Origin of the sequence: Paenibacillus sp. OSY-SE (assembly GCF_000283315.1) — a bacterium.
GTDB lineage: Bacteria > Bacillota > Bacilli > Paenibacillales > Paenibacillaceae > Paenibacillus_B > Paenibacillus_B profundus.
In genome coordinates, this window is record NZ_ALKF01000161.1 from 39460 (window position 1) to 54328 (window position 14869).

General features: G+C 53.8%; 11 protein-coding genes. 2 read left to right on the top strand and 9 right to left on the bottom strand.

The features are described 5' to 3' along the window. Positions 1-14: 14 nt before the first annotated feature. From A372_RS0107665 to tdh, 5 genes are all read right to left on the bottom strand, one after another. Positions 15-899 (bottom strand): carbohydrate ABC transporter permease, encoded by an 885-nt coding sequence (locus A372_RS0107665; protein ID WP_019420250.1) that lies wholly within the window; start codon positions 897-899, stop codon positions 15-17. A gap of 13 nt (positions 900-912) precedes the next feature. Then, a complete protein-coding gene (locus tag A372_RS0107670; protein ID WP_085981968.1) occupies positions 913-1797 on the bottom strand; it encodes an ABC transporter permease subunit in 885 nt (294 codons plus the stop codon). A gap of 231 nt (positions 1798-2028) precedes the next feature. Beyond that, positions 2029-3195, bottom strand: a complete 1167-nt coding sequence (locus A372_RS0107675) for a Gfo/Idh/MocA family protein (protein ID WP_019420252.1) — start codon at positions 3193-3195, stop codon at positions 2029-2031. 855 nt (positions 3196-4050) lie between these two features. Beyond that, positions 4051-5229, bottom strand: a complete 1179-nt coding sequence (locus tag A372_RS0107685) for a glycine C-acetyltransferase (RefSeq protein ID WP_019420253.1) — start codon at positions 5227-5229, stop codon at positions 4051-4053. Positions 5230-5264: 35 nt separating this feature from the next. Beyond that, positions 5265-6311, bottom strand: coding sequence for an L-threonine 3-dehydrogenase (tdh, locus tag A372_RS0107690; protein WP_019420254.1), 1047 nt, complete (start codon positions 6309-6311; stop codon positions 5265-5267). A 162-nt stretch (positions 6312-6473) separates the two neighbouring features. Here tdh and A372_RS0107695 point away from each other — a divergent pair, with 162 nt between their 5' ends. Beyond that, the gene (locus tag A372_RS0107695; protein ID WP_019420255.1) at positions 6474-7040 is read left to right on the top strand and encodes a helix-turn-helix domain-containing protein; all 567 of its coding nucleotides are present in this window, start codon (positions 6474-6476) and stop codon (positions 7038-7040) included. 87 nt (positions 7041-7127) lie between these two features. Here A372_RS0107695 and A372_RS0107700 read toward each other — a convergent pair whose 3' ends face one another. Continuing rightward, positions 7128-8168, bottom strand: a complete 1041-nt coding sequence (locus tag A372_RS0107700) for a LacI family DNA-binding transcriptional regulator (RefSeq protein WP_019420256.1) — start codon at positions 8166-8168, stop codon at positions 7128-7130. Between the two features lie 306 nt (positions 8169-8474). Here A372_RS0107700 and A372_RS33525 point away from each other — a divergent pair, with 306 nt between their 5' ends. Beyond that, a complete protein-coding gene (locus tag A372_RS33525) occupies positions 8475-9443 on the top strand; it encodes a carbohydrate deacetylase (protein WP_019420257.1) in 969 nt (322 codons plus the stop codon). A 108-nt stretch (positions 9444-9551) separates the two neighbouring features. Here A372_RS33525 and A372_RS0107710 read toward each other — a convergent pair whose 3' ends face one another. From A372_RS0107710 to A372_RS0107720, 3 genes are read right to left on the bottom strand one after another with little or no spacing between them, the layout of a single operon-like run. Then, positions 9552-12197, bottom strand: a complete 2646-nt coding sequence (locus tag A372_RS0107710) for a transglutaminase family protein (protein ID WP_157259481.1) — start codon at positions 12195-12197, stop codon at positions 9552-9554. Continuing rightward, complete coding sequence (locus A372_RS0107715) at positions 12157-13527, bottom strand: DUF58 domain-containing protein (protein ID WP_019420259.1); 1371 nt, start codon at positions 13525-13527, stop codon at positions 12157-12159. Before A372_RS0107715 ends, A372_RS0107710 begins: the two co-directional genes overlap by 41 nt. After that, the gene (locus tag A372_RS0107720; RefSeq protein ID WP_019420260.1) at positions 13524-14687 is read right to left on the bottom strand and encodes an AAA family ATPase; all 1164 of its coding nucleotides are present in this window, start codon (positions 14685-14687) and stop codon (positions 13524-13526) included. Before A372_RS0107720 ends, A372_RS0107715 begins: the two co-directional genes overlap by 4 nt. Positions 14688-14869 lie beyond the last annotated feature (182 nt).

Sequence of the window (14869 nt, forward strand, 5' to 3'; positions counted from 1 at the left end):
TTACGTATTGAAATTTATCCTTTTAGAGCCCCAATCATGATGCCTTTCACAAAATAGCGCTGCAGGAACGGATACAAGATGAGCATTGGCAAGTTGGCCACGACCAGCACCGCATATTTTAATCCTTCGACGCTCATCTTCATCTTGATGGCCGATTCCGAAGTCAGCTTCACCATATCCCCGGAGTCGCTCTGGATAAGAATTTCCCGCAGGATGAGCTGCAGCGGAAATTTGTCTTTGCTTGTCAAATAAATTAAGGCGTTAAAGTAGGAATTCCAGTGCCCTACCGCATAGAACAACACCATGACGGCAATAATCGGCATCGATAACGGCAGCACGATACGAAGCAGCGTCTGCATGTGGCTGCATCCGTCAATCATGGCCGCCTCTTGAATTTCACCTGGTATCGACTGCTGGAAGAACGTCCGCATAATGATGATGTTCCATACAGCGACCGCATTCGGGATAACCATGACCCATAGTGAATCGAGCATATGCAAATTTTTAATTAAGAGATACGTCGGGATCAGGCCGCCGCTGAAGAACATCGTGAATACGATCATGCCGGTGATGAGACCCCGGCCGAAAAAGTCTTTGCGCGCAAGCGGATAAGCAGCGCATATCGTCATGACGAGATTGATGGCCGTGCCGACTGCCGTATACAAAATCGTGTTGCCGTAGCCGCTCAAAATATCTTTGTTCTGAAAAATCGTGTGATACGCATCAAAATTAATTTCCCGCGGGATGAGCCACATCTCTCCGCGCAGCACCGTCTCTGGATTGCTGATCGACGCGCTCATGACGAACAGGAGCGGATACAGCACAATGATCGTAATGAATGATAATAAGATGTAATTGACGACATCGAAGATGCGGTCACCAAATGAACGGTCTATCATGTCTGTCCCTCCTTTACCATAAGCTCGTCTCATTTACACGCCTCGCTATGAAGTTCACAACGACCAGAAGCGTGAAGTTGACAAGTGAGTTGAACAGGCCGATGGCTGCGGAGAAGCTGTACTGAGCGTCCAAAATACCAGCGCGGTACACGTACGTCGAAATGACGTCAGAGCTCTCCAAGTTAAGCGAGTTTTGCATCAGGAAAATTTTCTCGAAGCCGATCGCCATCACGCTGCCCAAATTGAGAATGAGCAGGATGACGATGGTCGGTGCAATGGTTGGAATGTTGATGTGCCAGATGCGCTGCAGCTTGCTCGCCCCATCAATTGTCGCCGCTTCATGCATCTGGTGATCGACGCCGGACAACGCAGCCAGATATATAATCGAGCTCCAGCCCATCGTCTGCCAGACGTCCGACATAACGTACAGCGTCTTGAACCATTTGGGATCCGTCATGAAGCTGGCGGATTCGCCTCCGAGCGCCACGATGAGGTGATTGATAATGCCTGTGCTCGGATTAAGGAAAATGAAAAGCATGCCGACCACGACGACAACCGACAGGAAATGCGGCGCGTACGTAATCGTCTGCACGGTCTTCTTAAACCATTTCGTCTTCACTTCGTTCAGCATGAGCGCCAATATAATCGGTACCGGGAAGCTGACGAGAAGCGTGTACAGACTAATTGTAAGCGTGTTCAAAATTAAACGTTCGAAGAAATAACTGTTAAAAAAACGTTCGAAGTGCTTGAATCCAACCCATGGGCTATCCCATATTCCTTTTGACGCGATAAAGTCTTTAAAGGCGATCTGAACGCCGTACATCGGCAAATAGTGAAACACGATGTAATAAATGACGACCGGTGCAATAAGTGCATACAGCTGCCAGTTACGCTTCATGGAACGCCATATCCAGTTCGCCTTGCTCTCCTGGACCGGTAGGCGATTCGCAGCCTGTTCAACCGCGCCTGCTCTGCTCACGCATTGATCCCCCCTTTTTATTTACAAGAAATCCTAATATTTGTTAAATCCCAGATCTTGTAAAAATGAGTCCAATGTTATTTTTCAGCTTTTAAAATTTTTGAGAATTTATCGGTATGAAAGGGAGCGTCAAGACGCCCCCTCTTTTAGTTATTGTCCGATGCCTTGCAGCGTGGATAAGTCAGGAGTCGGAGACACTTGAACAACACCGCCTCCGGAACGGATGGATTCTGTGGCCGCACAGCCGACGGCGACGCTCATGCGACCCGCCAGGGGCGTAGCGATCGGCTCTTTGCCATCGAGAATCATGTCGACAAAGTCTCGGCAGATGTTCGGATCTGCCCCGCCATGAGTTCCCTTAGCTTCCTTCACCTCGTAAACGCGGTTCGAAAGTTCACGCGATGAGTTCGAGCTGCGTGTCCATACATACACCTTGTTCTCCAATTCGTTGTTCTCCATGCGCCCTTCTGTGCCGATAAACGTATAATTCCGATGGTAGTCCGGCGTAAAATGGCACTGCAAGTAAGATGCCTTAATTCCGCCTTCCAACTCCATAATGACCATATTGTTGTCTTCCACGTTCACTTCCTCGCGGAATGCGCACTCAATCAAATGCCCCGGGCTTGCTTCCGTACACGTCTCCTTCTCGTTGCAGGTCGGGCACGTTAAATCATTCGGCTTGTCACCGCCGTAAAAATCAAGCCCGCCGAACGCCGATACCTTCGTCGCGTAACGTCCGGTAATCCAATGGATGATATCAATGTCGTGGGAACCTTTCTGCAGCAGCAGTCCGGTCGAATTTTTAGAATTCGCGTGCCAGTCGTGGAAATAGAAGTAACCTCCCCAGCCAACGAAATGCCGTACCCATACCGCCTTTATTTCGCCGATGACTCCAGAATCGACAATTTCCTTCATCGTGCGGAACATGTTCATATAGCGCATGTTGAAGCCGACCATCAGCTTCTTGCCTGATTCCTGCCAAGCTTGCAAAATGTTGTCGCAGCCATCGACTGTAATGGCGAGCGGCTTCTCGCAGAACACGTGCTTGCCTGCCTTCAAGGCGGCCACCGCATGCTCCTCGTGACAGAAGTCTGGCGATGTAACCGCAATTGCGTCGATATCATCGCGTGCAATCAGTTCACGATAATCCGTCGTCACGAAGGCGTCTGGATTTACCTCCTGCTTGAACTCCTCCAGCTTCTCTGGATAAATATCCGCTGCGCCGACGACGATCGAACGGCCATCCGGCTGGTGCCAATATTTGGCGATGCCGCCTCTTCCGCGAGCTCCAATCATTCCAATTCGAACTTGCTTCATGTTGCATTCCCCTTTCGGATTGTTTGTCAATGCAGTAAGTTAATGAACTAAAGCAACATAGTAAATAGGTTTGCTACTTTCCTCATCATATTGAAAGTCATCTGCCGCACTCTCTCTATATAAAACGCTTACATATTACGGTGAATATACACCGGCGGCACATGTTTACTGCTTGAATGCATTGGCGTAGCTTTGGCCTCAATTTGGCTAATTGATCGTGCATAGTGCAAATATATCATTTCAATTTGGGTATAATTATTGTGGAGTTTTGCATTGATATGGAATTTATTGTTGTGGAAAATCTCTATGGTGACGGCTTGTGGTCATTATATTACGATGTCAACTTTGGAGTCAATACGTTTTTGTTCACATTTTAGAAATTATTTTGCGCTTTATTTGGGCCCAAATAATTAGGTTCACCCTCCTGCTTTTTAGGTAGAATTGGGAGCTTAACTCTATCGAATGGCATGCGTTTGGATTAGATTATGACCTCGCCGATCCATCGGCACGCTTCTCCATCCGGCTTCCGTTGAACTCCGTACGTTGTCATTTTCCCCTTAGCTGCACTCTCCCTTTGCATCAGAAAAGATTGTTCGTCATCTACACTGAATTCAGAAAAAGTTGCTTGTCATCTAGACTGTACTCAGAAAGCCTTGCTCGTCCATCTCATCCTAACAAGGGAATAACGCCAAATAACGATGATCGTCTCATCGATCCGATATCATCTCCTAACCCGCTTCTATTTCCTGAGTTCAAGGGAGATTGGGCATATATAAACAGCACGCCTTCCTATCAGCTCATTCGCTGCAGAAAAGCGTGCTGTGCCGCACTATAACTTGCATCTGTCGATTATATTCAGATCAATCCAAATTCCTTGCCCACCTTCGTCAATGCTTCCAGTGCGAAGGCCAGGTCTTGATCGGTGTGCTGCGCCGTAATGATAAGGCGCACGCGCCCCTTATCCATAGCTACGGTCGGATAGACGATGCCTTGAGCGCAGATGCCTTCCTCCAACAGACGGCGGGAGAAATCCAGCGCGCGCGCCGGCTCGCCGACGATGATCGGAATGATCGGCGTTTCGCTGCCGCCGGTGTCGAAGCCCGCGGCTTGCAAGGAAGCGCGGAACGAATTCGCATTCTTCCACAGCCGTTCCGTCAGCTCCGGCTCGTTCCGCAGCACCTCAATCGCAGCCAGGCAAGTAGCGGCAACCGATGGCGGGAGCGCAGTGCTGAACAGGAAGGAACGTGCCGTGTGCGTCAAGTAATCCTTCAGCACCTGCGAGGTTGCGACATACCCGCCCACGGCGCCGATCGCCTTCGACAACGTGCCGACTTGAATATGCACGCGGCCGTGCAGGCCGAAATGGTCCGTGGAGCCTTTGCCATGCTTGCCAAGCACGCCGCTGGCATGCGCATCGTCTACGTAGACAAGCGCGTCATAGCGTTCGGCCAGCTCGACGATCTGCGGCAGCGGCGCAATGTCGCCGTCCATGCTGAAGACGCCGTCCGTCACGACGAGGCGTTGACGGAATCCTCCGCAGTCCTTCAGCACCGCTTCCAATTGATTCAAGTCCTTATGCCCATAAATACGCTTGTTCGTCTTCGTCAGACGAATGCCGTCGATAATGCTGGCATGGTTCAGCTCATCGCTGATGACCACATCGTCCGGTCCAAGAATGGACGACAGCACTCCTTGGTTCGTCGTGAAGCCAGATTGGAATACGAGCGTCGCTTCCGTGCCTTTGAACTCAGCCAAGCGGCGCTCCAACATATCATGAATGTCCAGCGTTCCGGTAATCGTACGCACCGATCCTGCGCCGACACCAAAGGTCTCGGTCGCTTCGATAGCAGCTTTTTTCAGACTTGGATGCTGTGTAAGCCCCAAATAATTGTTCGAAGACATTTGCAGCACCCGCCGGCCGTCATCCAGCGTCATCCACGAATCCGAGCCGCCTTCCCATACCGTAAGCGGACGATAACGCCCCGCTTGCTTCAGCTCGTTCAGCTGCTGTTCGATATGTTGAAACCCTGCCATGCTTCAGCACCTCCGTTATGTTTCTTCGTTATTTGTTATCTATCATGCCAGAATACAATCTTGCCGCAGTTCCCGGAAGCCATCAATTCAAACGCTTCTTCATATTGATTCAGCGTGAAATGATGCGTCACGAGCGGGGCCAGATCCAATCTGCCCCAACCCAAGAGCCCTTTAATCTGGTACCACGTATCGAACATGCGCCGCCCTGTAATGCCCTCAATATGCAGTCCTTTGAAAATAATGTCCTGTGCCAAATCGAGCGGCACCTCTTGGGTCGGGATACCAAGCAGCGATACGCGTCCTGCCATTGCAGCCGCTTTCAAAGCGTCGCGAATCGCATCCGGATGGCCAGACATTTCGAGCACGACCTCGACGCCTTCCCCATTCGTCGCTTCCATCAGCGCCTGTGCCATCGGCACCTCGCGGCTATTAATGACGACATCCGCCCCCATCGATTTGGCCATCGCCAAGCGATACGGATTAATGTCCACGGCATAGACAGATCCGCTGCCGCACGCTTTCGCCACGGCAATCGCCATCAGCCCGATCGGTCCAACCCCGATGACCGCTACGCTCTTTCCAACCACGTCTCCCGACAACGCCGCTTGCACAGCATTGCCGAGCGGATCCTGCAGACACGCGATGTCGAACGGCAGCATCGGATCATTCTGGATGATATTGCTCGCCCGGACGACTGCATACTCGGCGAAGCAGCCCGGAATCGTAATCCCGAAGCTCTTCGTATTCCGGCACACGTGCGCATTTCCAGTGCGGCAAGCTTTGCACACCCCGCATACGACATGGCCTTCTCCAGATACATAATCGCCTACCTTGACATTCGTTACCTCATCGCCAATCGCCTCAACGACACCTGCAAATTCATGCCCGAATACATTAGGAGTAACGACCGTGCGCGCTGCCCAATCGTCCCACTTATAAATATGCACGTCCGTGCCGCAAATGGAAGAGGCTTTGACGCGCACCAGCACTTCATGGGGACCGCAAGTTGGAACAGGCACTTCCTTGAGCACGGCGCCGGGTTTACGTTCTTCTTTCACCAAACCGATCATCGTTCTTGTCATAAACCGATTGCCCCTCCTTCGATTTTTTTTTACAATAGAAAGAAAAACTACTTTTAAACACCCATCTGTATAACATATTATACGTTTGTGCGTTATATTGTACATGGTGTTTTGTATTCTATTGGAAACCCACTGTACGAATCGTTGGAGAGGAGATCGGCAATGCACGAACCGATACACAAAAAAATCGGAAAAAACCTTCAGGATATACGCAAATCGCGGAATTTAAGCTTGGATCAAGTGTCTGAAATGAGCGGTGTCAGCAAGGGCATGCTCGGGCAAATCGAGCGCGGAGAGTCTAATCCTACCATCTCTGTATTATGGAAAATTGTGAACGGCTTGCGTATTTCCTTCGCTACGCTGATGGAGGAATCGACACCGAACGTCACGGTTGTCCATATGGAAGATACCTCGCCGCTGGTGGAGGAAGAAGGATCGTACCGCGCATACCCCATTTTTCCTTTTGAACAGGACAAGGGATTCGAAGTATACAGCGTCGTCATCGAGCCAGGCTGCTCCTATACGTCCGAGCCGCACTACGACGGAGTGGATGAATTCATCATGGGCATGGAAGGGGAACTGCACGTTGTTATCGGCGGCAAGACCTATGTGCTCCATCCCAGCATGGCAATGCGCTTCACGGCGAATCAAAGCCACACCTATACAAATGTAACAGACAAGCCGATCCGTTTCATTACGCTAATCCATTATCCGGCTGCAAATAAATAAGCCCGAGGACGATATCGTCCTCCGGAATGACAACACACCTTGACGGATAAAAATTCCGCTCAAGGTGTGTTTATTGGGTCAAGATAGTTACTGGAGCTTCATCGTCGACTCCCGATTCATGAGGCGAAACGGCAGCAGCATCCGGAACGGAAACGGATACGGATTGTGCATGCTGTCCAGCAGCGTCTTGGCGGCGGCATAGCCCATCTCAAATTTTGGGATATGAATCGAAGATAACGGAGGCGAACTGTATCTGGAAAATTCGATATCATCGATCCCGATGAACGCCATGTCATCCGGAATGTGCAGCCCTTGCTCGATGACAGCCCGCATCGCCGCAATGGCCATCATGTCGCTGGCACAGAACATCGCCGTTGGACGGTGCTTCTGCTGAAGCAGAAGCTGCATTTCCTTATAGCTGCGATCGGCATCCCACGCCGCATCAATCGTCCATTCCGGTCGAACTTCGACCCCCGCCTCCTCACAAGCAAGCTTGTATCCGCGGTATCGCTTCTCCCGTTCCATCTGCCCGAACAGACCTGCCCCTCCGATAAATCCGATGTGGCGGTGTCCGTGATTGAGCAGATGCTGCACGGCTGTTCGCGCGGCATTCATGCGATCGTAGGAGATGACCGGAATATCCGGATCCGCCACATCGATGCCAACCATAAATGGAACCCGCTCCTTCAACCAGCGGTAGGTCGCTTTATCCATGCCTTCCACACAGATGATGCCGCTTGGAGGCCTGTCTTGCAGCAGCGCATGCCGCACAGCCTCGCTCTTTAATTCAGCCTGTGTATGAATGAAAGAGAGCGTAATGCCCTCTTCCAGCAGCTTCGCTTCAATCCCCTGCAGAATCGGGGAATAGTAGGGATGATTATACTTGTTGTCCGGCAGTGATAAAATGCAGCCGATTGTTTTGGCAGAAGATTGGGACTGAGCTCGCTGCCCCGTTGTTGCCGAACGTCTGGGTGCGAGGTTCGTGCGGTAATTGAGCTGCTTGGCCGCCTGCCAAATTTTGTGCTTCGTCTCTTCACTAATGCGCCGGCTGTTATCGTGATTCAAGACGCGAGACACGGTTGAAATGGATACTCCGACTTGTTCTGCAATATCCTTCATGGTGGCCATACTCCGCTTCCCTCCCGATTACAAATTCGTTAGGCTTTTGCAATGATTTTGTATGGTAAATTATACTGGCTGGATGGACGAATGAAAAGAGCTGGAGCATGGTGCGCATCGATACAGACGTTCGCCCGAATGCATCAACGTTTAGGCGAGAAGCCTATTCCCTCGTTCCTTGATTTGCATTTACTGTATACAGAATGACTTCTCGGTCCTTACAGTCCTTCCCATTCGGACGAACCGCTATATAATATCAATTCGCTTAAACTAAAGATTCATGTTCAATAGAAATGATGGGAGCAGGGATGCACCATGCATCACTTTCTTATTATTAACGCGGATGATTTCGGATTATCACGCAGCGTAAATGAGGGAATTGCAGCAGCACACCACGCCGGAACCGTAACCAGCACTTCACTCATGGTCAACATGCCTGGCTTCTATGATGCGGTTTCGTTAGCGAAGGCCATCCCTTCGCTCGGAGTCGGTTTGCATTTTAACTTAACTTATGGAAGCCCCATATCCGAACCGGCACAAGTCCATTCTCTTATTCGTCATGACCGAACATTTAACGGTACGCATACGGATTGGATAGAACAAGACGTCGAACGAGAGCTGTACGCTCAATATCGTCTTATGATATCCAATGGGCTAGCGCCGACGCATGTCGATTCGCATTGTCATATTCATTTTGACAGTCCTGTCGTATATCGGGTCTTGAAGCGATTCGCTCAGCTTCTGCGTCTGCCATTGCGAGTGCATCCGGATCGTCCGGACATCGAGCTTCCATACGCCGCCGACCATCTCATTATGCATACGTATGATCGGGACACTAGCGTTCAACATCTCATCTCTCTTCTGGATCAACTGCCATGCGGTGTGTCGGAACTGCTATGCCATCCCGGTTATATTGATGCGGACGTACGGCGATATTCCCAATGGATCGAGCCGCGTGAAGCGGAACTGCGCGTATTTACAGACGCTTCCATCATGTCCGTTCTCCAGAACAGACCACACATCCGGCTTATCCATTATGGACAATTGGCTGAAGCAAGAAACATACTCGTGGAGATGACAGATGTCGCGTTGTCAACACCAAATCAGATTTTGACACCCGCTCATGAACCGCGAACCGCAAGAAGCCGCCAGAGAGCTTCTCGCCTGAGAAAGCGGAGAGGCAAAAAGAGCAGGGCCACACGACATAACTCCAGTACATCCGTAAATCAAAAAAAACGCAATCGAACGCAAGGCCGAAATCGAACGAGCAGACCGCACCGGTAACAGGTTGCGGTCTGCATCAGCGGCAGGAGGCTTTTATGATACTGCAGCATATGGCATCCATCAGCGTACATGAACTATCGCTGCATATCGCTGCTATATTACGTTATATTACGTGCATTGGCGAAGCACGAAGGCGCACCCATCTAAAAAGCGCTGCCTCACCGCCCGCTCTCCCTGTGGACCGGCAAAGATCAGAGCATTGCAATCCGCAATGAATTGCTCGAGTGGCGAACCGCTCAACGGCTCGGACAAGCTCATCGAATTGCGCTTCATAGTCAAGTATTCGCTCCATGTCATGCCGCAAGGGCGCTCGCCATACTTGCGTTCGATAAGCTGCCAAGCAATGCGTCCCATTTCTTGCACACGTTCGTTCTGGAATCGGCGCTCTTGCGCCCGAACGAGCCGGCGCAGACGCCACTGCGGAGCCATCTTGCGCCACCGCTTAACGCTTAGGAACAACAGCAAGGCAATCATCCACACACTAAGGATGATCAATATCGGCATCCGTATTATGAGATGGCGAAGGAGAGCTGCAAATGCGGACAAGCCCTCTTCTCCAGAGGTCAGCCGCTTCCATACCGAGCTAAGCTGTGTCAGTGTCTCCCATTCCGAGACGAAATGCTTCCTTATCTCCTCCACCCCATTCCGCCAAGCTTGAACGGCGACGGAGCCGGCATGCTGCACTCGCTCCCAGCCGGTGAGCGGCGCTTGCGGCTGCAGTGATTGCTCGAGCAATTCTTTGACATCCGCTGGCGTATCATAGGTTGATACCATCGCATGTGAGTCAGTTCCACCAGCCTCCGCCTCTGTCCGATCTTGGGCGAAAGAATGCATAACGACGTCCGCCACCCCCGTATCAGACCCGCCTGTCAGACTGATAGCTGGGGTCGCTTCGAACGGAACCCAGCCGACAGCAGGGAAATACACTTCCACCCATGCATGCGCATCCGAAGCGCGCACGGCATAATGGCCGGGTGATTGCGCTTCGCCTGGGGAGAATCCTTTAACCCACCGTGCAGGAATTCCTTGCGTGCGCAGTAGAATGGCCATTGCTGTCGAGAAGTGATTACAGTACCCTTGGCGGGCATCGAACAAAAAGTGGTCGACAAAGTCCCTTCCCTCTGGCGGAACGGAAGTCTCTGTCTTCATGTACGTATATTCCCGCAGCAAAAATTGTTGAATGCGCTGCACCTTGTCGTACTGCGTGTCTGCCCCGGCGGTCAACCGGGCACCGAGCTCGCGCACACGCCCCGGTAAAGAGGCGGGAAGCTGCAAGCCAAGACGCCGGACCTCTTCTGGCAGTTGGGTCTCTCGCGGCGCGGGACTCTCTGCAACTGTCCGCAGCATCTCTTCGTCCAAGCGGAACACGCGCGTTTCATATTGATACGTTACGGATGAAGCTTGCCCAGACGTTGCCGCTTCATAGCGTTCGCCGATAGGTAGGTAGCGCAGCGCCGGCAAGCTCTGCGCCAGATCAGGGTCAGCCCCATTGGGTGACCACGAAATAAGCCTCTCCACTTTGCCGCCGAACAGAAGCGGAAGCTCCGGCATGAACCGGGACTCCGTTATCGTCTGCGTGATCGGGTCCGACCATCCTTTGAGCGTGGCGGTCGAATCGTCCCGCAGCGCTCCCGAAGCATCCAATGTCTGTGCCTGCTCCGGCTTCGACGTCCACCCTTGTCCGGTATAGACTGTCTTGCTCTCCCCGCGCCAATACGTCGGCTCCGGCGAAGCAGCTGTGAACAGCAGGCGCAAATCATCCTGAATCGGACCGCCTAGCTGCGTATCGTCTTGACTGTATCCCGTAAGACCTGTCTGTGGGTTCGCCCCCTTATTGACGGCATAGGCTGCTGTCTGTCCCGGAGGGTTGAAGCGTGAATTGTAGGAGGCGGTCAACGACTGCGTCCATTCCTGCAGTGAAGGCAAGGAGCGCGGATTTGCCCACTCATGCGCGTTCAACAAGCCGACCCCTATGCCGACTACCGCCGCTGTTGCGATTAGGGAGGACAGCAGCCAGCGGAACGAGCGGCTTCTGTGGTCGCGTTCCGTCTCCAACGCCAGGTGATCGTCCAGGTGGAGCCACGCCGACAGCAGCAAGCTCCAGCCCACCACGCGGATAATCGACATCGTCGCATCCATGCCGAATCCCCATTGAAATCCGAATAAATAACAGAGAGTAGCGATAGAAAAAAACAGCACCGTCCGCCTGCTCAGCATCAGCGATTGAATGGAGGCCGTCAGCATCGCCCAGCCGATTAGCAGCAGCAGCGTGCGTGTCTCCCCGCTCGTGCTGAGCCACTTCCCATCCAGCCAGCGGCTCACATCCGATGAGAGGGCTGACGCCATAAGCGATAACCCTTCCGACATGATGCCTGAAAAGAAAGAGAGCGCCCCGCTGACGGAATCTGCTTCATAGTTATGCCGGACGGAGCCGAACATCCATGCAGTTACGCCGATGGCTGCTGCTCCCCGCAGGATAAGGGAACAAGCTGTGTTGCGGATAACGAGGCCTATCCCTAAATAAATTGCTATCGCCCATAAAAAAGGCCGCATGTCATCCATATCAATCTGTCGGCCGAATTGATGCAGCGGATAAAACCATTCGGCGAACAAAGCATACAGCAGCGCGGAAAACACGGCGTGCTTCCACAAGGTCAATCCATTTCGCCCTGACTCCCGTTGCGCCTCGGCAGGCTGTCCCGCTTGATGCTCGTTACCCTTCAATTGTTGCCGGATGCTCGGCGTGTGCATCATTCTCACCTCTTTTTCGCCCGGCTCGTCCAGGTCCGGTAAATGCGAACTTAGCGCGATAGGGCCGATCGTTGAAATTAGCAGCTGAATTGGCCTGGGCCGATTGGAACGCTTGAACAGCTTCAAGGTGTTGCTCAGCAACAAGCCACCGCTCAATATCCTTGGCGCCAGCGTATGCCAGCACCCGCTTGACAGCGGCCCCATCCCGGCTCAAGCTTACGACCGTCAGTTTCCCGCTTGTCGTGCTGTCCGGCTGCGACGGTCCCTGATCAAGCTTCCAAGGAAGCTCGCCGCGCTCGCCTAGGCGTTCCGCCGCAAGAGCAATGACCGCATTCCAGGTCCCTTCAATCGCAGCGCCATCGCTAAGCCATATGAGCCGGACGGAGATGTCCTTCTCCGTCGCCTCCCGCAAGGCCATCGCTGCTACGGACAGCACGGCTTCCATCTCTGCTGCATGCCGGCTTATGGCGCCAGAGCCGTCCCTGTTTGTATGCCTCGGAGCAGACTTGTCACTGTCACCTGAAGCAGTCCGCCATTCAGTGTCATCGACAACGAGATCGAGGCAAGCTGCCGCCGTGCCCGACTCTAGCGGCCGGACGGCAAGAACACGGCGCTTGGCATAGGTGCGCCAGTCGATGGCTCGCTGCGAAGCACCTGTACGGTAAGGCTGCAGCTCCACTCCAGACATTCCGGATGCGCTGTGCCGCATTACTCGGCTCGCATCGTCATCGACTTCACTGCCATCATTCGCGTCCGGCTCCATATCCCATGGCGCTGCTCCAGCTTGCACAGTTCTGTCGAAGGGCTCGCTTACAACGGCAAGTGGAGGGATGACGCATATCGGCGCGTCCGCTTCTTCTGCAGCGAGCGACACTGTTCGTCCGAACCAGCCGAACCAATCCCCGATCGTCAGCTCCGTCCGAGCCAGCTGGTAGACGCCGCGCGGCGCTCCCTCGAAGGAACTCATATAGGTGATCGCGCGCCGGCCGCGGGGAAACAACAGCCTGCGGCAGATCCAAGCGCCTCCATCTCCGCCTGTGCGCGTCCATACATCCGTCGACATAAGCCAGAGCGCAGGCATACGCCGCCTTGAGGCAAGCGTAACCTTGAAGCGCATCGCCTCCAGCCCTGAGCTCCATTCTCCAGAAGGCTTATGAACAACCTGTACGGAGCGCAGCTTGGTCCCTGTCCGGTAGAGCCATAGCCCGTGCATCAGCATAAGGGCGAGCAGAATGGCAAGGAAGCATTCAGCCGCGCTCTCGCGATACAGGCCGAGAAAGGCGAGCAGCCCGCAGCCAAGCGCAGTGAACACATAACGCAGCGACAGCTTCATCGGAACAACCCTCCGAACCAGATGCGGCTGCCTGCCGAACGAGCGGGAGCCCCTGACACCGGCCGCGTTCGAGGACTGACGTACCGGGATGCCGCTCGCCCGCGCTCCTCTGGCTGCCGCATCGGCTTGGCAGGTCTGCCTGCACCTTTCGCGCCGGCCGGAAATCCAGGGACTGCCGTGTGCAGCAGCACCTCGGCCAGCACCTCTTCCTCCGTTGCGCCCGCCAGCGAGGCTTCGCGCTGCAGCAGCAGCCGATGCGCCAACACCGGCAGCACGACCGCCTGCACGTCTTCGGGAACGGCATAAGTGCGCCCCTCCACCCAAGCATGCGCTTGGGCTACCCGCATCAATGCCAACGTTCCCCTTGGGCTCACGCCCAGCTTGACGGCCGGATGGCGGCGTGTCGCATCAGCCAAGTCCGCCATGTAGCGGCACAGGACGACGTCGAGGTGAACCTGACGCACACGCTCGATTAGAAGCTGCCACTCCTCCGGCGACCAGAGCGGCTTCAGACGACGCAGCGGCGTTCCCTCCTGCTGCCGCAGCAGCATGTCTGCCTCCTGTTCCGCCTGCGGATAGCCAAGCGACAGCCGCATCGCAAAGCGGTCCATCTCCGCCTCCGGCATCCGGTACGTGCCTTCGAAGGCGATCGGGTTTTGCGTCGCCACTATCAGGAACGGCTGCGGCAAAGCGCGCGTCACTCCGTCCACCGTGACCGTCCCCTCCTCCATCGCCTCCAGCAACGCGGACTGCGTGCGTGCCGGAGCCCGGTTCAGCTCGTCCGCCAGCACGACGTTCGCGTGCAACGCGCCTTCGCTATACCGCAAGCTGCCGGAGGACGGCTCCCACATCATGCTGCCGGTAATATCGGCAGGCATCATGTCAGGCGTCATCTGTATGCGCCGGAAGCTGCCGCCCGCCACTTGTGCCAGGGTGCGCGCCAGCAGCGTCTTGCCGACGCCCGGCACATCCTCGAGCAGAATGTGCCCGCCCGACAGCATCGCCAGACCGGCCAGGCGGATCACCTCCCGCTTCCCGACGACTACCTGCTCCAATCGTTCCATGAAAGAGGTCCAGCCTCGTTCCGCAAACGCGGCAAGCCACACATCATAATCCCGGGCAACAGGACCATCCTTGCTAGATTTCATATCATTGGACACGTGATTCCCTCCCTTGCAAACCTATCCATATTCATAGAATGTGAAATGACAACAACAAAAAGCCCGGAACGATTCCCGCGCATCTACGCACGTACTGTGAACCGTCCCGGGCCGTTCTAGCATTAGTCTCGCCCAAAATAATAGTTTATAAACCTGCTAGAGGATGTTTAAAATGGACTCAT

Excerpts from the sequence above, each read along its gene's own strand:
- A372_RS0107665 (WP_019420250.1), bottom strand. The coding sequence starts at position 899 with ATGATAGACCGTTCATTTGGTGACCGCATCTTCGATGTCGTCAATTAC.
- A372_RS0107670 (WP_085981968.1), bottom strand. The coding sequence starts at position 1,797 with ATGAAGCGTAACTGGCAGCTGTATGCACTTATTGCACCGGTCGTCATT.
- A372_RS0107675 (WP_019420252.1), bottom strand. The coding sequence starts at position 3,195 with ATGAAGCAAGTTCGAATTGGAATGATTGGAGCTCGCGGAAGAGGCGGC.
- A372_RS0107685 (WP_019420253.1), bottom strand. The coding sequence starts at position 5,229 with ATGGCAGGGTTTCAACATATCGAACAGCAGCTGAACGAGCTGAAGCAA.
- tdh (WP_019420254.1), bottom strand. The coding sequence starts at position 6,311 with ATGACAAGAACGATGATCGGTTTGGTGAAAGAAGAACGTAAACCCGGC.
- A372_RS0107695 (WP_019420255.1), top strand. The coding sequence starts at position 6,474 with ATGCACGAACCGATACACAAAAAAATCGGAAAAAACCTTCAGGATATA.
- A372_RS0107700 (WP_019420256.1), bottom strand. The coding sequence starts at position 8,168 with ATGGCCACCATGAAGGATATTGCAGAACAAGTCGGAGTATCCATTTCA.
- A372_RS33525 (WP_019420257.1), top strand. The coding sequence starts at position 8,475 with ATGCATCACTTTCTTATTATTAACGCGGATGATTTCGGATTATCACGC.
- A372_RS0107710 (WP_157259481.1), bottom strand. The coding sequence starts at position 12,197 with ATGATGCACACGCCGAGCATCCGGCAACAATTGAAGGGTAACGAGCAT.
- A372_RS0107715 (WP_019420259.1), bottom strand. The coding sequence starts at position 13,527 with ATGAAGCTGTCGCTGCGTTATGTGTTCACTGCGCTTGGCTGCGGGCTG.